A 17,279-nucleotide genomic window follows, 5' to 3' on the forward strand; every position below is an offset into this window, starting at 1 on the left:
CCCCAATCAGCGAGGCAACTCGATCCTCGAGCTCTCCCCCGGCACTACCGGCCAATCCCCCGCAGCCCATCTGGCCCTGGCCTGCTCGATCAGCGCCGGGTCACTGGCGACAAAGTTCCAGTTCATCCGCCGCGGCCCATCCAGCGGCGCGCCGCCAATCAGTACCAGCTGGCATTCACCTTGCGCATACAGCGTCACCTCTTCGCCCTCCGGCAGCACCACCAGGCTGCACGGCGCCACATCCTCGCCGTTTATCTGCAGTTCGCCCTGCAACAGGTACAGCGCCCGCTGCACATGCTCGTTCGGCACCTGCAAGGTAGCCGCCGTTTGCATCTGCACCTGTGCATAGAGGGTAGGGGACAGCACCGGCACCGGTGACGCCAGGCAGAACCCGGTGCCGGCAATCATGCAGATGCGCACCCCCAGGCTGTCGCTGACCGGCAGGCTGGCCGCAGGATGATGGCTGTAGCTCGGCGCGCCTTGTTCATGCTCACGTGGCGAGGCCAGCCAAACCTGCAAGCCGTGCAGGCTGGACCCATTGGCCAAGGCGTCTGCCGGGGTGCGCTCGACGTGCGCCACGCCGCGACCGGCCGTCATCCAGCTGACGTCGCCGGGCAGCACCAACTGGTCTGAGCCCAGGCTGTCCTTGTGTTGGATCGCCCCTTCGAACAGAAAAGTCAGGGTTGAAAGGCCGATGTGCGGATGTTGGCGGATGTCCATGCCGCGCCCGGGTGCGTAGGCGGTTTTCAGCATGTGATCGAAGAATACGAACGGGCCGACACTGCGGCACTGCGCCGCTGGCAGCGGGCGTAGGATCGGCTGGCCCTCGACCGATTCTGCACGGGGGCGAATGATCAGCGTGCTGCTCATGGGAAGGGCTCCAGGCAAGGTGGCAGTGCCCAAGCATAACGGTTTGCCTGCTGGGCCTGAACCGTCTTCTGCACCGGCCGGTCTACCCTGTCTGATACCAGGAGAATGGAGCTGCCCATGAATGCCAAAGCGCTGGCCTGCGCGTTATTGTCCGCTTGCTTGTGCCAAGCGGTACAGGCGCGTGACTACCGCTACAGTGACGCCCACCTGCACTACGTGGATTTCTTCCAGGAAAGCGAAGGGATGCCAGCATTGCTCAAGGCGATGGATGCGGCAGGCGTTGACCAGTCGATGATTTCCGGCATTCCGGTGGCCAAGAAGTGGCACGAAGACGAGCCCAAGCGCCCGCGTTACTATGCCGGTGATGATGCCGATGCTTACTGGTACAGCGCCACCGACATCTATGTGGCCGCCGCGCTCCAGCAGTTGCCACCGCAGCAGCGTAAACGCTTCCACCCGTTCCTGAGCGGGTTCAATCCGGTGGACAAGAATGCCGTCAGCCATATCGAGCGTATGCTCGAGCTGTACCCGGGGCTATGGCAGGGCATCGGGGAGGTGTTCACCCGCCACGATGACTTGACCGCGCTGACCAGTGGCGAAACGCCGCGCGCCAACAACGAAGCCATGACCCGGATCTATCACCTGGCCGCCGAGCGCGACCTGCCAGTGCTGCTGCACTCCAACATCACCTCCAAGCGCGAGCGCAACCCGCTGTACCTGGCAGAGATCGAAGAGCCGCTACGCAATCACCCGCACACCCGGTTCATCTGGGCCCATGCTGGCAGCAGCATGGAGATACACCGGCATCAGACGCAAATGGACTTTTTACTGCCAGTGCTGACGCGGTTGCTGGAGAGCTACCCAAACCTGTATGTCGATTTGTCGTGGAGTGTACTGCAGCCGTATCTGCTGGATGACAAGGGTGTGCCACGCAAGGAATGGCTGGCGTTGGTCGAGAAGTACCCGGAGCGGTTCATGCTGGGATCGGATGTGGTGGGGCAGTTTGGCAGCCTGGGCGAGCAGATGCACGGGTTCAAGCCGTTTCTGGATGCGTTGCCGGAGGTGGTGGCGAACAAGGTAGCCAAGGAGAACTTCCTGGCTGTGTTGCCCAAGCAGAAGTAACGGTTTACCAGTACTGACCTATCGCAGGCAAGCCAGCTCCCACAGGGTTGCGCAGGTTCCGAACCTTGCGCAGTACCTGTGGGAGCTGGCTTGCCTGCGATAGGGCCAGTACAGGCCACACAAAAGAAAACGCCCCGAACCAGTCGGGGCGTTTTGATTACTGCTTGAGCGCCTTACTTGCCTTCCCAGCGCTTGAGCACCAGGGTGGCGTTGGTGCCGCCGAAGCCGAAGCTGTTGCTCATGACCGTGTCGATCTTGGCGTTTTCTTCGGTTTTGCGCAGGATCGGCAGGTCGGCCACTTCCGGGTCCAGCTCGTCGATGTTGGCAGAGCCGGCGATGAAGTTGTTTTCCATCATCAGCAGGCAGTAGATCGCCTCGTGCACGCCCGCGGCGCCCAGCGAGTGGCCCGACAGGCTCTTGGTCGAACTGATTTTCGGCGCCTTGTCCTTGAATACCTCGCGAACGCCTTTCATCTCGGCAACGTCACCGACCGGGGTCGAGGTGCCGTGGGTGTTCAGGTAATCGATCGGGGTGTCAACGGTGGACAGCGCCTGCTGCATGCAGCGGATAGCGCCTTCGCCGCTCGGGGCAACCATGTCGTAACCGTCGGAGGTCGCACCGTAACCAACGATTTCGGCGTAGATCTTGGCGCCACGGGCCAGGGCGTGTTCCAGCTCCTCGACCACCACCATGCCGCCGCCGCCAGCGATGACGAAGCCATCACGGTCTGCGTCGTAGGCACGCGAGGCCAGTTCCGGGGTTTCGTTGCGCTTGGTCGACAGCGCGCCCATGGCATCGAACAGGAACGACTGGCTCCAATGCTCTTCTTCACCGCCGCCGGCAAAAACGATGTCCTGCTTGCCCCACTGGATCTGCTCCAGTGCGGTACCGATGCAGTGAGCCGAGGTGGCGCAAGCCGACGAGATCGAGTAGTTGATGCCCTTGATCTTGAACGGCGTAGCCAGGCATGCCGAAACGGTGCTGCCCATGGTGCGCGTGACACGGTATGGGCCGACACGCTTGACGCCTTTCTCGCGCAGGGTGTCCAGCGCTTCCATCTGGTTCAGGGTCGACGCGCCGCCGGAGCCAGCCACCAGGCCGGTACGCGGGTTGGACACCTGCTCTTCGGTCAGGCCGGAATCCTTGATCGCGTCCTGCATCGCCAGGTAGGCGTAGGCAGCCGCGTGGCCAACGAAGCGGTAGACCTTGCGGTCGATCAGTTCTTCGAGGTTGAGGTCGATGGACCCGGAAACCTGGCTACGCAGCCCCATTTCCTTGTATTCCGGGTTGAAACGGATACCCGGACGGCTGTTGCGCAGGTTTTCGGTGACGGTAGCTTTGTCATTGCCCAGGCACGAAACGATGCCCAGACCAGTGATAACGACGCGGCGCATGCGAATAACCCTTAGAAATTGTCAGTGGAGGTGAACACGCCGACCCGCAGGCCTTCGGCGGTGTAGATCTCGCGGCCGTCAACGCTGACCGAGCCATCGGCGATGGCCATGTTCAGCTTGCCCTTCAGGACGCGCTTGATGTGGATGTTGTAGGTGACTTTCTTGGCGGTAGGCAAAACCTGGCCGAAGAACTTCACTTCGCCCGAACCCAGGGCGCGGCCGCGGCCTGGCAGGCCCTGCCAGCCGAGGAAGAAACCGACCAGCTGCCACATGGCGTCGAGGCCCAGGCAGCCCGGCATGACCGGGTCGCCTTCGAAATGGCAGGCGAAGAACCACAGGTCCGGGGTGATATCCAGCTCGGCGACCAACTCACCTTTGCCGTACTTGCCGCCTTCTTCGCTGATGTGGGTGATGCGATCGACCATCAGCATGTTCGGCGCGGGCAGTTGCGCATTACCTGGGCCGAACAGCTCACCGCGACTGCAGCGCAGCAGGTCTTCCCGAGTAAAGGCGTGTTGTTTGGTCATGCGAGCTCCTCAATAACCCCCTGTGGCAGGGGATGAATCTTCCCGACCGACCCAAATAACCAACGGCTTCGGGGCGGTAGCCTACAGGTAGACTATTGCGTTGTGGTGAAAGTCACAGCGCACCTGGTGAAAGAAGTACAGGTGTGCACTGAAACGTCTATTTTCAGGGCCGATGAAGGTCCTGTCCAGTGTTTAAGACTGCCGCACTTTAGCATTTATCGCCAGTCGCGGTTGTCTGGCCGGGTAACCAGCGTTGCAGCACCCGCTGCAGTTCGCTGCGGCGCAAGGGTTTGCTCAGGTAGTCATCCATGCCGGCGGCCATGCATCGCTCGCGGTCGCCGTCGAGCGCGTTGGCGGTCAGGGCGATGATCGGCAGGCCTGTGCCATTGCCCAGTTGGCGAATGCGGCGGGTGGCTTCATAGCCGTCCATGTGCGGCAACCGGCAGTCCATCAGCACCGCGGCAAAGCGCTGGCGGCCCACCAGGTCGACCGCCTCGAGGCCGTCTGCAGCGGTGCACACCGTCAGCCCCAGGCTGCGCAGCATGGCTTCTATGACACTCTGGTTGACCGGATTATCCTCGACCAACAGCACCTTTTCCTGCTCGGCAGCCGCCGGTAGCGCGTCGATTGGGTGCGGCAGTGGCGCCGGCGCCTGGCTGGCCAGGGCCAAGGGCATCTCCAGGGTGAACGTTGAACCCAAGCCCACGTGGCTCTCGCCGCGCAGCTTGCCACCCATGCGCTCGGCCAAGGTACGGGCGATCGACAACCCCAGCCCGGTGCCGCCATAGCGGCGGGAAATCGAACTGTCCGCTTGCTGGAACGCGACGAACATCATTTCCAGGCGGTCGCTATCGATACCGATGCCGGTATCACGCACGCTGCAGGTCAGCCAGATCAACTGCCGGTCGACCACTTGCCAGCGAGCCTCGACCTGCACCTGGCCGCGTTCGGTGAACTTCAGCGCGTTGCCCACCAGGTTCAGCAGGATCTGGCGGATGCGCGTAGGGTCGCCGTTCACCTGCAACTGGCCGATGTCGGCCGGCAGTTGCAGGTGCAGCCCAAGGCCGCGTTGCTGGGCGCTGTGCTGGAAGGACTGGACGCTGCTGGTGATCAGCTCGCCGAGGTTGAAGTCGATATGCTCCAGTTGCAGCGCGGCGCGTTCGATGCGCGAGAAGTCCAGAATATCGTTGATGACTTTCAGCAGGTGCCCGGTGGACTCGCTGGCCACGGCGGTGTAATCGGCCTGTTCGGTGCTGAGCGGGGTGGTTTCCAGCAACTGCAGCATGCCCATCACGCCGTTCATCGGGGTGCGCAGCTCGTGGCTCATCATGGCCAGGAAATCGGACTTGGCGCGGTTAGCCTGTTCAGCCTCTTCACGGGCCTGGATCAGCTCGGCGATGGTTTGTTGCTGTTCAGCGCTGGCCTGCTCCAGGGCGCTGGCCAGGTTGTTGATGTGGCGCGCCAGGTGGCCCAGCTCGCTGTCGTCTACCACCGGCAAGGGGGTGTTGTACTTGCCTTGCTGGATGGCCTTGACCGCGTGGCCCATGTCGCTGATCGGCTTGGCCAGGCTCAGGGCCAGGCGGCGAGCCAGCAAGAAGGTGAACAGCAGGGCGAACAACGCCAGAATGCCGGCCTTGATCACGATTTCCTGCTGGCGCTGGCTGAACGCATCATCGGACATGCCGACGATCACCCGGCCCAGGTAGTCGTCCCCGATGGCCGGGGTGTTGGCTTTGCCCTGTTGCAGGAAATCGTTGTCCAGGCGTATCTGCTGCAGGCGGATGGGCGCCTGGAACACTTCGACCTGCTGCGCGCGGTTGGCGCTTTCGTCGGACTGCTCCACGTAGACCAGGATGTGGTTGCGGCTGTCCTGTACCTCCAGGAAGCGGACGTGCGGGATGCTGAGGGTGGCCCGCATGAGCCCCTCAAGCACTTCGTTGTTACCGGAAATCACCCCGTACTCCGACGCCGGTGCCAGCTGGTTGGCGATCAATTGCCCGGTGTGGTTGAGTTCCTGGCGCAGGTCCTGGATACGGACGAAGGTAAAGAAGCTGATCAGCAGCAAGGTCAGCAGCAGCGCAGGGCCAAGGCTGATGATCTGGGTGCGGGTGTGAATGTCCCAACTCAGGCGTTTGCTCATGGGGTGGGTTCTCCTTCGGCCAGTACCTGGGCGGCGGCGTTCGGATCGATCGGTTCAAGGCCCAGGGCCCGGGCCACCTGCTGGTTGCCGCTGACGCTGTAGCGCTTGGGGTAGAGGCTGCGTGGCCAGCGTGCCGGGGGCTGGTCGAGCAATTGGTCGAGTTCCGCCAGCCAGTCGTCCTGGTCGCTGTAGCTGCTGGCCAGTGCGCCGGCGCGGACAAAACCTGCGTTGGGGCCGATCAGCGCCATCTGCCGGCCATAGCTGCTCAGCAGCAGGTTTTTCGCCGTCTTGGAGTTGTACAGGTCAGGGTCGTCCAGCCCCAGCAGGACATCGCTGTTGCCCAACAGATGCTGCAATGGCCGGTTGTCGCGCGGGTCGGACCAGTCCTGGGCCACGATCTCCAGGCCCAGCGGACCCGCTGCATGGCGCAGCTCCTCGAGCAGAAACCCGCTGTGCTGGCCGTACAGCACGCCAATACGCCGTGCCTGGGGCAGCAAGTAACGCGCCAGGCGCAACTGACGGGCCGGTGGCGCGTCATTCCACAGGAAGGTGAGAAACGCCGGGCGCGACTTTCCCAGGCGCTGCTCAGCCTGAACACGGCTGACGCGCATGGCCAGGGCCGGTGGCCCGGCGGTTTCGCTCAGGCGCCATTCGAGAGCAGCGTTGTCGAGCAGGATCAGACGCTGGTCGGCCTTGAGTTTGCCCGGGGATGGCAAGTCGGCGGTGGTCTGGAAGTGCACATGATCGTGGGGCCGACGGTTTTCCAGTGCCGCCACGAAGCTGCGGATGCCGGGCTGGTCCTCGGCACCGATCAGCAGGATCTCGCTGGCCGACAGTGGCCCCAGCGGCCACAGGCAGAGTACCAGCAGGCGCAGCAGCAGACTCATCAGAACTCCAGCTCCGCGCTGACGCTCAGGCGGTGGCGGCTGTCATAGCGGTTCTGGGCTGCCGTGGTCGGCTCATCGTCCAGGCGCTGTTGCCACAACGCCGCCAGCTCCAGGTTGCTGCCATATACCCGGAAACGCTTGGCCAGGCGCAGGTCCAGGCGCTCGTAGCGGTACTCGTTGAGGGCATCGTCGCCGTAGTAGAACAGCGCGCTCGACCAACCTGCACCCCAGTCGCGCATCCACCCGGCCGAACCGCTGTTGCGGGCGCTGAGGCGGCGATCGTCGGGGTTGCTGGCCCAGGCATCGACATAGGCGTAGGTCAGGCGCAGGCGGTCGCGCAGGGTAGGGCGCCAGTCCAGTTGTGCCTCGCTGCCGCTGAAGCGGGCCTTGTTGGCGTTGCTGGCGATGTACTGGTTGTTGCGCAGCGGCTCGCTGATCATGCCGGTGATCTCGTCGTAGAACAGCTTCACGTCCATGCTCAGGTCGATGTCGCTGAAATAGCCGTTGTAGCCCAGTTCGCGCGAGCGCATGCGCTCTTGCTCGAGGTTGCCGGGGCCGCGGGTCTTGACGAAGTATTCGCCGTTTTGCAGGCCAAATGCATTGGGCGTCAGGTTCTTGACCGTGTAGCTCCAGTTGACGTTGTTCTCGAACATGTCGGGCGAGCGTACGGCCTCGGAATACACCGCGCGCAGGCCATGGCGCGGGGTGATCAGGTAGTTGACCGCCACCCGCGGGGTCAGCGAGTTGCCGGACAGCTGCGAGTCCTCGAACATGGCGCCGCCCTGCAGGATCCAGTGCTCGTCGGCGCGCCATTCCAGTTGGCCGAACAGCCGCCAGGTCTGGTCGTCGACGCTGCCGTTGAAGTAGGTCTGCGAATCGGCACGGTCATAGCGGTAGTTCATGCCGCTGAGCAGGCGCAGGCTGTCGGTCAGGCTCAGGGTGTCCTGGATTTCCAGGTCATAGCGGGTTTCGCGGGTACTCTGGTCAACATCGCCGCATACCTGTTGCTTGCCACCGTTCTGCCATTGTTCCTGCACTTTCTGCAAAAGCCCTTTCAGGGCCGGGTCGTTCGTGGCCAGCGGGGCACCTGTGGCGATGCCGCGCGCCACCCTTTCGGCGAAGTCCGGGTTCAGTTGCCAGAGCTGGGTCAGCTCGGGGCTGAATGACTGCACCGCATCACAGGCGCGCCACACTTGCTGGCGGTCAAAATGTTGCGCCGAGCCCTGAACATACAGGCTGTGTTCAGCGCTGAATTCCTTGCTCCAGCGCAGCGAGCCGGCGTAGTCCTTGGCGTTGACATCGGCGTTGTTGCCGGCTTCGTACTGCTGGAAAACCGGCTGGTAAGTGTAGGGCCGCTGATTGCTGCCTTCCTTGGCCGCAAGTTGCCATTCCAGGGTCTGGTCGGTGGCCAGGGTGTGACCGGCGCTGAGGTTGAAGCGGTTCAAGCGGCGGCTGTCGCGGTAGTCCTGGCCGAACTGGTTCTCGTCGAAGCCGTCGTCACGCTGGCCCGATACCGACAGGCGCATGTCGCCGCCCTCCCAGCCGAAGCCGTGGCTGAGGTAATAATCGTTGATGCCGTCCTGGCCGCGGGTCAGTTTCATCCGCGTGCCATGGCTGTCGGCCGGGTTGCGGGTCAGGATGTTGACCACGGCCATCAGCGCGTTGGCGCCATAGCTGACCGTGTTCGGGCCACGGAACACCTCGATACGCTCGATATCCTCCATGGCCAGGGGAATGTCGCTCCAGTCCACCGTGGCCAGGCCGGCGCGGTACACCGAGCGGCCATCGATCAGCACCTGCATGCGCCGCGCGTCGTTGGCGTTGCTGCCATGGTAGTTGACCGTGGGCTGGTTGCCGGCGCCGTAGCCGATCATCATACCCGGCACCAGGCGCAGCAGCTCGGGGATGTCACGGGCACCGCTGGCACGGATCAGCTCGCTATCGATGACGGTCATGCTGCCCGGCACCGCTGCCGGCGACTGTTTCAGGCGCGTGGCGGTCAGAACCTGGGGCAGGTCGGTGTTGTCGATGAACAGATCCTCGGCCACGGCCGGGCTACCGAGCAGGGCGGTCAATATGAGCAGACGCGGGAAAGGGGGCGTGCCAGGGAACACAGAGCAGCCTTGTCTCAGGATGGAAACAGGCATGGTAACCGACCTTGGCGCAATTGCCAGTGACCCGCCTCAAGCTTCTGGCTGCCAGCACACCGTGCCAGGCTTTTCTCGCTGCCGGTAGCTCGAAGCTTGCAGCTTGGCTTTATAATGCGCCGGTCGCCACTTAATTTATGGCTTTAACGGATTGAATATGACTGAACAGCAACCTGTTGCAGTTCTGGGCGGCGGCAGCTTCGGCACCGCCGTGGCGAACCTGCTGGCGGAAAACGGTGTGCCGGTGCGCCAATGGATGCGCGACCCGGCCCAGGCCGAGGCCATGCGTGTCAATCGTGAAAACCCGCGCTACCTCAAGGGCATTCGCCTGCACGACGGGGTGGAACCGGTCAATGACCTGCTGGCCACCTTGCAAGCCAGCGAGCTGGTGTTCGTGGCCCTGCCATCCAGCGCACTGCGCAGCGTACTGGCGCCGCATGCCGAGTTGTTGCGCGGCAAGGGCCTGGTCAGCCTGACCAAGGGCATCGAGGCGCAGAGCTTCAAGCTGATGAGCCAGATCCTCGAAGAGATCGCCCCCCAGGCACGCATCGGCGTGTTGTCCGGGCCCAACCTGGCCCGCGAAATTGCCGAGCACGCATTGACTGCCACGGTAGTGGCCAGCGAACACGAAGCGCTGTGCCAGCAGGTGCAAGCGGTGCTGCACGGGCGCACCTTCCGCGTTTACGCCAGTGCCGACCGTTTTGGCGTGGAGCTGGGCGGGGCGCTGAAGAACGTTTACGCGATCATCGCCGGCATGGCCGTGGCCCTGGGCATGGGCGAAAACACCAAGAGCATGCTGATTACCCGTGCCCTGGCCGAAATGACCCGCTTTGCCGTCAGCCTGGGCGCCAACCCCATGACCTTCCTGGGCCTGGCCGGGGTCGGTGACCTGATCGTCACCTGTTCGTCCCCCAAAAGCCGCAACTACCAGGTGGGTTTCGCACTGGGGCAGGGCCAGAGCCTGGAGGAGGCCGTTACCCGCCTGGGCGAAGTGGCCGAAGGCGTCAACACGCTCAAGGTGCTCAAGGCCAAGGCCCAGGAGGTGCAGGTGTACATGCCGCTGGTGGCGGGCCTGCATGCCATTCTGTTCGAGGGCCGCACGCTGAACCAGGTCATCGAGCACCTGATGCGTGCCGAGCCCAAGACCGACGTCGATTTCATTTCCATCAGCGGCTTCAACTGAGCCGAACAGAGCAAGGAGCGGTACATGAACGATACCCCGGAGCGCGCCCAGCGCGAGTCGATCATCCTGCGGGTGCTGTGGATGCTGGTGTTCCTGGTGGTTTGGCAACTGGCTGAATTGCTGCTGGGAGGCCTGGTGCTGGTGCAACTGGTCTACCGCCTGGTGTATGGCGCCCCCAGCGCCAGCCTGATGAATTTCGGCGACAGCCTGAGCCAGTACCTGGCACAGATCGGCCGTTTCGGCACTTTCCATACCGACCAGAAACCCTGGCCGTTCGCCGATTGGCCAGCAGCGCGTGCGCCGGAAGGCGAGGCGCCGCACGCCGTAGCCCCGGCACCGCACCCTGTGCGGGACGAGGAGCCCAAGCTGTGAAACTGTGGGTACTGCGCCACGGCGAGGCCGAACCGCGGGCCAAAAGCGATGCCGAACGGCGCCTGACTGCGCATGGTCGCGAGCAGGTGGTGCGCAGCGCTGCCCACCTGCTGGGGCAGCCATTGCAGGCGATCATCGCCAGCCCTTATGTGCGGGCCCAGCAGACTGCGGCGCTGGTGCACGAGACCCTGGGGTTTGCCAAGCCGCTGCGCACCGTGCCCTGGCTCACGCCAGACGGCGATGTGCAGCAGGTCATCGGCGAAATCGAGCGGCTGGGGCTGGAGCATGTGCTGCTGGTCAGCCATCAGCCGCTGGTGGGCAACCTGGTCGGGCTGTTGCAGCATGGCCACCTGCAACAGCAAGCGGCCATGAGCACGGCCAGCCTGGCCGAGCTGGAAGGGGAGTGGCCCCTGGCCGGGCTGATGGCCCTGAAGGCGCTCAACGCCCCTGCCTGAGCTAGCGGGGGCCCAGGGCCCCCGCACACCGCGATGGCAACTGACATTTTTGCCAGTTGTCGCGCGTGTCGACTGCTTGATAGCGTTGCCCGAAAATCAGCAGTCAGGGAGCGATGCATGAGCGGTGCGATGTGGGAGCTGCTGTGCTCCCTGGACCTGCAACCCACCATAGACCAGGTTGACCAAGGCGTTTCGCTGGACTTCGCCCAGTACAGCCTGCTGCGCGAGGCTGCCGACGCCAAGTTCTACCAGCTGATGCGCAAGGTCGAGGGTTATACGGCGCCGGGGCCGATCGCCCAGCAACCGAGCGAGCACGACCTGCAGAACCTCCAGGATGCCTGCCTGCGGGTCTCTCATCTGCTGCAATCCAGCTGCCTGGCACTGCGCCGCCTGCAACTGGATTACCAGGACCAGCGCCTGGCCCGTGAAGCGCTGCAGAGCCAACTGGCCTACATGCAGGCCTGCCTTCGCCGTTCACTGGAGAGTTTCGACCACGCTTCATGGCCTGATAGCCGCCGCTGATGACCTTTCCGGGCATTGCCGAACCGGCTCGCCATGCCGACAATGGGCCATCATTCCCGTCCGGATCAGGCGCCATGTCGCAACAGATCTTTTTCGCCCATGCCAACGGTTTTCCCTCGGCCACCTACGGCAAGCTGTTCGCCGCGTTGGCGCCGGACTATCAGGTCCGGCATCTGGCTCAGCACGGCCACGACCCGCGCTTTCCGGTGGATGACAATTGGCAGAGCCTGGTCGATGAGTTGCTGCACCACCTGGCGCAGCAGGATCAGCCGGTGTGGGGCGTAGGCCATTCGCTGGGTGGGGTTTTGCACCTGCACGCGGCGTTGCGCTGCCCCGAGTACTACCGTGGGGTGGTCATGCTCGACTCGCCGGTGCTGACCCGTGCAGATCAATGGCTGCTGCGCACCGCCAAGCGCTTCGGCTTCATCGACCGCATCACCCCGGCGGGGCGCACCTTGGGGCGCCGTCATCTTTTCACGGACCGCGACAGTGCCCGTGAGTACTTCGCCGGCAAGTCCCTGTTTCGCCAGTTCGACCCCGACTGCCTGGACGCTTACATAGAGCATGGCCTGCAGGCGATGGAGCAGGGCCTGCAGCTGCGCTTCGACCCGGCCACCGAGATCAGCATCTACCGCAGTATCCCGCACACCAGCCCCGCCCCGGCGCGACAGTTGCGGGTACCGCTGGCCATGGTGCGGGGTGACCGCAGCAAGGTCATCCGGCGCCACCATGCCCTGGCGGTGCGTGGCATGCCGCTAGGGGAGTACCACAGTGTGCCAGGGGGGCACATGTTCCCGTTGGAGCGGCCTGCCGATACCGCCAGCCTGCTCAAGGGCCTGTTCGACCGCTGGGGCCAGGCATGAGCGCGCATGTCGAGGAAGTTCGCCTGAGTTTGGGCCACATCGAACTGGCCGCGCATCTGTTCGGGCCTGTGGACGGCCTGCCGGTGATCGCCCTGCATGGCTGGCTGGACAACGCCAACAGCTTCGCCCGCCTGGCGCCGCTGTTGCGCGGCTTGCGCATCGTTGCCCTGGACCTGGCCGGGCATGGCTATTCGGAGCACCGCCCGCCAGGGGCCAGCTATGCCCTGGCCGACTACGCCCACGATGTACTGCGGGTTGCCGAGCAACTGGGCTGGCAGCGTTTCGCCCTGCTCGGCCATTCGCTCGGCGCCATCATTGCGGTGCAATTGGCCGGTGCGTTGCCGGAGCGGGTCAGCCACCTGGCCTTGATCGACGGCGTTATCCCACCCACCGGCGCCGAGCAGGATGCCGGTGAGCGCCTGGGCATGGCGTTGTTGGCGCAGCTGCGCCTGGATGACAAGCGCAAATCGGTGTACACCACCCTCGAGCAAGGTGTGCAGGCGCGCATGAAGGGCATGGTCGCGGTAAGCCGGGAAGCGGCCGAACTGCTGGCGCAGCGCGGGCTGATGCCGGTGCCCGGGGGCTACAGCTGGCGCAGCGACAGCCGCCTGACCTTGCCTTCTCCGTTGCGCCTGAGCGAAGCCCAGGCCATGGCCTACGTGCGCCGGGTGAATTGCCCGGCGCAACTGGTGATTGCCGCCGACGGGATGCTGGTGCGCCACACCGCATTGCTGGAGCAGCTACCCTTTGAGCAACTGACACTGCCGGGTGGTCACCACCTGCACTTGAACGATGAGCAGGGCGCGGCCCTTGTCGCAGACTGTTTCAATCGCTTCTTTGGCTTTGCTTGACTTGCACCGGACAAGTGTCGAGGCTTGGCGGGTTGAAAGGGAGACAACCATGCAATTGCCAGACAACCTGGAGCTTCACCTCGGCGCACGGCGCCGCCAGGGTCGCCGATGAGCGCGCCCCTGTCCATCCGCACCGTTGCCGCTGCCTGCCTGGCATTTGCCAGCCCCCTGCTATGGGCTGGCAGCCTGCCGGTGCCTGCAGACGCCAAAGTGGTCGACCAGCGCCCGGCCGTGGAGCAGGAGCGCGTCTACCCGCTGGGCCCATTGCGCAAAATCAGCGGCCGCCTGCGGGTTGACGACAAGGTCGAAAGCCGTGGCCAGGTCAGCTCGGTCACCTACGAGCTGCCGGTCGAACGCACCGCCCGCGAAGCCTTTACCAGCGCCCGCGAAGCGCTGCAGCGCGACGGTGGCTACCCGCTGTTCTGGTGCCAGGGCCGCGATTGCGGCGAGGCCAGCCTGTGGGCCAACGAGGTGTTTGCCAATGCCCGCCTCAACGGGGGCGACGAACAACAGGCGTTCATTCTGCTGCGCCGTTCGGCGGAACAGGCCGACACCCTGGTTGCGCTGTACAGCGTCACCCGTGGCAACCGCCGCGCCTATTTGCATGTGGAAGAGTTCGTCGCCGGCAGCCCGTTGGGCGACTTGCTGCCCACGGCGGCCACGGTGCTGCGTGAAATGCGCGATACCGGCAAGCTCGACTACCCGGACCTGGCGGCACCCCAGGCTGCCTGGGCGAACCTGCTGGCACGCAGCCTGAACCTCGATAGCACCTTGCGCGTCAGCCTCAGCGGCGTTCAGGCTGAAGCCTGGCGCGAGGCGCTGATCAAGGCCGGGGTGCGCAACGGGCGCCTTGAAGTGGGCACTGCGCCCACCACTGGCTTGCACCTTGAACTGATTCGTTGAGCGGGTGCTGCGATGGTCAACAATGATCGCCTGCTGGTCCAGATTCTGCTGCTGGCGTTGCTGGGGGCGGGCCTTTGGGTGATGGCGCCGTTCATATCGGCATTGCTGTGGGGGGCTATCCTGGCCTTTGCCAGCTGGCCGTTGATGCGCCTGCTCACGCGGGTATTGGGGGGGCGCGAAACCCTGGCGGCCAGCCTGCTGACCATGGCCTGGATCCTGATCGTGGCGTTACCGCTGGTGTGGCTGGGTTTCAACCTGGCCGACCACATCCGTGATGCCACCGCGTTCGTGCGTGACGTGCAGGTCGACGGCCTGCCAGATGCCCCGGCCTGGCTGGGGGGGCTGCCGTTCGTGGGCGAGCGCCTGGTCAGCTGGTGGCAGTCGCTGGACCAGCAGGGGGCAGCCTTGCTGGCCTCGGTCAAACCGCACCTGGGGCAGGTTGGCAACTGGTTGCTGGCGCGCAGCGCGCAAATCGGCAGCGGCGTGCTGGAACTCACACTCAGCCTGGTGTTCGTGTTCTTTTTCTACCGTGACGGGCCGCGCTTGTCGGCGTTCGTGCTGCGCTTGCTGCACCGCTTGATGGGCGACCGTGCCGCATATTACCTGGAGCTGGTGGCCGCCACCGTCCAGCGGGTGGTCAACGGGGTGATTGGTACCGCAGCGGCCCAAGCGCTGTTGGCGTTGATCGGCTTCCTGATCGCCGGCGTGCCGGGGGCCATTGTGCTCGGCCTGGTGACCTTCATGCTCAGCCTGATTCCCATGGGGCCGCCACTTGCCTGGATTCCGGCCACCGCCTGGCTGGTGTGGAAGGGCGAGTACGGCATGGCGGTGTTCCTCGGTATCTGGGGCACGTTCGTCATCAGTGGCGTGGACAACGTGCTCAAGCCCTACCTGATCAGCCGGGGCGGCAACCTGCCGCTGGTCATCGTATTGCTGGGCGTGTTCGGCGGCCTGCTGGCGTTCGGCTTCATTGGCCTGTTCATCGGGCCTACCTTGCTGGCGGTCGGCTACAGCCTGTTGCTGGACTGGAGCCGTAACGCCGTAGAGCAACCGCCCCAGCACTAGCCTGTACGGGCCCGCTTCGCGCAGGCATGCGCGAAGCGGGCCGCGCCGCCGCCTCGACACCCTGATCTTTACGCATTCTTTATACCCATCACTGCCCCTCCATCTCGTTCCTTTACACCCCTTCCTCGGACAATTCCCCAACGCGGCCCAAGCCGCATCTCGGGGAGAACCACACATGAACATGCTCGACGGGCTGTCACTGCTACTGGCAGTGGCCTTGGCGTTTTATCTGCTGGTGGCGCTTTTGCGCGCCGATCGCGGCTAAGGAGCGGCCATGCACAGTTACGACTACGCCTTGCTCCTGGCATTCTTCGCCCTGGTGCTACTGCCGGCACCCTGGCTAGGGCGTTTCTATTTCAAGGTCATGGAAGGCCAGCGCACCTGGCTGTCACCCGTACTCGGCCCGGTCGAGCAGGCTTGCTACCGGCTGGCTGGGGTAGACGCGCGCCAAGAGCAGAACTGGCGCCAGTACACCCTGGCGTTGCTGAGCTTCAACCTGGCCGGCTTTGTGCTTTTATTCACCGTATTGCTGCTGCAGGGCTACCTGCCCCTCAACCCGCAGCACCTGCCTGGCCAGGAATGGTCGCTGGCATTCAATACCGCCGTCAGCTTCGTCACCAATACCAACTGGCAGGCTTACAGCGGCGAGGCGTCGGTCAGCTACCTGAGCCAGATGCTTGGCCTGACGGTGCAGAACTTCGTCAGCGCCGCCACGGGCCTGGCCGTGCTGGTCGCGCTGTGCCGCGGTATTGCCCGGCGTAGCAGCGCAACGCTGGGCAACTTCTGGGCCGACATGACCCGCGCCACCCTTTACGGTTTGCTGCCGTTGTGCCTGTTGCTGGCGCTGCTGCTGGTATGGCAGGGCGTTCCGCAGACCTTTGCCGACTACGCCCACGCGTTGACCCTGCAAGGTGCCGACCAGACCATCCCGTTGGGCCCGGCCGCCAGCCAGATCGCCATCAAGCAGCTGGGCACCAACGGCGGCGGCTTTTTCGGCGTCAACTCGGCGCACCCGTTCGAGAACCCCACGGCCTGGAGCAACCTGTTCGAGGTGGCATCGATCATCCTCATTCCGGCGGCCCTGGTGTTCACCTTCGGCCACTACGTCAAGGACCTGCGCCAGAGCCGCGCCATCCTTGCCTGCATGCTCGCATTGTTCCTGATTGGCGGCAGCACGGCGCTGTGGGCCGAGCACCAGCCCAACCCGGCGCTTGCAGGCGAACAGGTCCAGCAGAGCGGCCCCATGGAAGGCAAGGAAAGCCGCTTCGGGACTACCGCTTCGGTACTGTGGACCGTGACCACCACTGCCGCATCCAATGGCTCGGTCAATGCCATGCACGACAGCCTCAACCCGCTGACTGGCATGGTGGCGATGGTCAACATGATGGTCGGTGAGGTGATTTTTGGCGGTGTCGGCGCGGGGCTGTACGGCATGTTGCTGTTCGTGTTGATCGCCGTGTTCCTGGCGGGGCTGATGATTGGTCGTACGCCGGAGTACCTGGGCAAGAAGCTGCAGGCCCGTGAGGTGCAGTTGCTGGTGGCCACGCTGCTGGTGATGCCACTGGGTGTGCTGGTGCTTGGTGCCATTGCCGCCAGCCTGCCGGGCCCGGCGGGGGCGGCCAGCAACCCGGGGGCGCATGGTTTCAGCCAACTGCTGTATGCCTACACCTCGGGTGCCGCCAACAACGGCTCGGCGTTCGCCGGGTTCGGTGCCAACACGGTGTACCACAACCTGATGATCGGCCTGGCCATGCTGATCGGCCGCTTCGGCTACATCCTGCCGGTACTGGCCTTGGCCGGCAGCCTGGCGGCCAAGAAGGCCGCGCCCCTTGGGGTCAACAGCTTCCCCACCCACGGCCCGCTGTTCACCGGCCTGCTGCTGGTGACCATCCTGCTGGTCGGTGGCCTGACGTTTCTGCCGACCTTGGCCCTTGGGCCGATCGCCGAACATTTGAGCCTGGGTTTTTGAGGATCGACC

The 17,279-nt window shown here is 64.3% G+C and carries 17 protein-coding genes; 11 read left to right on the top strand and 6 right to left on the bottom strand.

Annotated features, from left to right (window positions below; genetic code table 11):
* Positions 1 to 6: 6 nt before the first annotated feature.
* A complete protein-coding gene (locus ACF8SD_RS04595) occupies positions 7 to 870 on the bottom strand; it encodes a pirin family protein (RefSeq protein ID WP_173888275.1) in 864 nt (287 codons plus the stop codon).
* Positions 871 to 987: 117 nt separating this feature from the next.
* Between ACF8SD_RS04595 and ACF8SD_RS04600 the strand changes: the two genes are divergently transcribed.
* On the top strand, positions 988 to 1,992 hold the full coding sequence (locus tag ACF8SD_RS04600; protein WP_173888277.1) for an amidohydrolase family protein: 1,005 nt from the start codon (positions 988 to 990) through the stop codon (positions 1,990 to 1,992).
* A gap of 173 nt (positions 1,993 to 2,165) precedes the next feature.
* On the opposite strand, the gene fabB is transcribed toward ACF8SD_RS04600, so the two are convergent.
* From fabB to ACF8SD_RS04625, 5 genes are all read right to left on the bottom strand, one after another.
* Complete coding sequence (fabB, locus tag ACF8SD_RS04605) at positions 2,166 to 3,386, bottom strand: beta-ketoacyl-ACP synthase I (protein ID WP_173888279.1); 1,221 nt, start codon at positions 3,384 to 3,386, stop codon at positions 2,166 to 2,168.
* Positions 3,387 to 3,397: 11 nt separating this feature from the next.
* Positions 3,398 to 3,913, bottom strand: coding sequence for a 3-hydroxyacyl-[acyl-carrier-protein] dehydratase FabA (gene fabA, locus ACF8SD_RS04610; RefSeq protein WP_008089108.1), 516 nt, complete (start codon positions 3,911 to 3,913; stop codon positions 3,398 to 3,400).
* Positions 3,914 to 4,121: 208 nt separating this feature from the next.
* Positions 4,122 to 6,053, bottom strand: a complete 1,932-nt coding sequence (locus ACF8SD_RS04615; RefSeq protein WP_173888281.1) for an ATP-binding protein — start codon at positions 6,051 to 6,053, stop codon at positions 4,122 to 4,124.
* Positions 6,050 to 6,940, bottom strand: coding sequence for an ABC transporter substrate-binding protein (locus ACF8SD_RS04620; RefSeq protein WP_392483948.1), 891 nt, complete (start codon positions 6,938 to 6,940; stop codon positions 6,050 to 6,052). Before ACF8SD_RS04620 ends, ACF8SD_RS04615 begins: the two co-directional genes overlap by 4 nt.
* Positions 6,940 to 9,087, bottom strand: coding sequence for a TonB-dependent receptor plug domain-containing protein (locus ACF8SD_RS04625; RefSeq protein WP_392483950.1), 2,148 nt, complete (start codon positions 9,085 to 9,087; stop codon positions 6,940 to 6,942). The genes ACF8SD_RS04620 and ACF8SD_RS04625 overlap by 1 nt, the downstream gene beginning before the upstream one ends.
* 157 nt (positions 9,088 to 9,244) lie before the next feature.
* Between ACF8SD_RS04625 and ACF8SD_RS04630 the strand changes: the two genes are divergently transcribed.
* The 10 genes from ACF8SD_RS04630 to kdpA all read left to right on the top strand — a co-directional run bounded on the left by ACF8SD_RS04630 (position 9,245) and on the right by kdpA (position 17,270).
* The gene (locus ACF8SD_RS04630) at positions 9,245 to 10,270 is read left to right on the top strand and encodes an NAD(P)H-dependent glycerol-3-phosphate dehydrogenase (protein WP_173888287.1); all 1,026 of its coding nucleotides are present in this window, start codon (positions 9,245 to 9,247) and stop codon (positions 10,268 to 10,270) included.
* 24 nt (positions 10,271 to 10,294) lie between these two features.
* Positions 10,295 to 10,642, top strand: coding sequence for a DUF4389 domain-containing protein (locus ACF8SD_RS04635; protein WP_029887739.1), 348 nt, complete (start codon positions 10,295 to 10,297; stop codon positions 10,640 to 10,642).
* Positions 10,639 to 11,097 carry a phosphohistidine phosphatase SixA gene (gene sixA / locus ACF8SD_RS04640; RefSeq protein WP_392483952.1) on the top strand — a complete coding sequence of 153 codons (459 nt, stop codon included), beginning with the start codon at positions 10,639 to 10,641 and terminating at the stop codon, positions 11,095 to 11,097. The genes ACF8SD_RS04635 and sixA overlap by 4 nt, the downstream gene beginning before the upstream one ends.
* Before the next feature lie 117 nt (positions 11,098 to 11,214).
* A complete protein-coding gene (locus tag ACF8SD_RS04645) occupies positions 11,215 to 11,619 on the top strand; it encodes a hypothetical protein (RefSeq protein ID WP_392483954.1) in 405 nt (134 codons plus the stop codon).
* A gap of 74 nt (positions 11,620 to 11,693) precedes the next feature.
* On the top strand, positions 11,694 to 12,482 hold the full coding sequence (locus ACF8SD_RS04650; RefSeq protein ID WP_173888291.1) for an alpha/beta fold hydrolase: 789 nt from the start codon (positions 11,694 to 11,696) through the stop codon (positions 12,480 to 12,482).
* The gene (locus ACF8SD_RS04655) at positions 12,479 to 13,333 is read left to right on the top strand and encodes an alpha/beta hydrolase (protein WP_173888293.1); all 855 of its coding nucleotides are present in this window, start codon (positions 12,479 to 12,481) and stop codon (positions 13,331 to 13,333) included. The genes ACF8SD_RS04650 and ACF8SD_RS04655 overlap by 4 nt, the downstream gene beginning before the upstream one ends.
* Before the next feature lie 108 nt (positions 13,334 to 13,441).
* Positions 13,442 to 14,236: a DUF4892 domain-containing protein gene (locus tag ACF8SD_RS04660; protein ID WP_173888295.1), complete on the top strand. Its 795-nt coding sequence runs from the start codon at positions 13,442 to 13,444 to the stop codon at positions 14,234 to 14,236.
* Positions 14,237 to 14,248: 12 nt separating this feature from the next.
* A complete protein-coding gene (locus ACF8SD_RS04665) occupies positions 14,249 to 15,301 on the top strand; it encodes an AI-2E family transporter (RefSeq protein WP_047149931.1) in 1,053 nt (350 codons plus the stop codon).
* Between the two features lie 175 nt (positions 15,302 to 15,476).
* The gene (gene kdpF / locus ACF8SD_RS04670; RefSeq protein WP_033690477.1) at positions 15,477 to 15,566 is read left to right on the top strand and encodes a K(+)-transporting ATPase subunit F; all 90 of its coding nucleotides are present in this window, start codon (positions 15,477 to 15,479) and stop codon (positions 15,564 to 15,566) included.
* A 9-nt stretch (positions 15,567 to 15,575) separates the two neighbouring features.
* Entirely contained in the window at positions 15,576 to 17,270 is a 1,695-nt protein-coding gene (gene kdpA, locus ACF8SD_RS04675; RefSeq protein ID WP_392483956.1) for a potassium-transporting ATPase subunit KdpA, read from the top strand.
* Positions 17,271 to 17,279 lie beyond the last annotated feature (9 nt).

Source organism: Pseudomonas sp. CJQ_9 (genome assembly GCF_043106615.1).
GTDB lineage: Bacteria > Pseudomonadota > Gammaproteobacteria > Pseudomonadales > Pseudomonadaceae > Aquipseudomonas > Aquipseudomonas juntendi.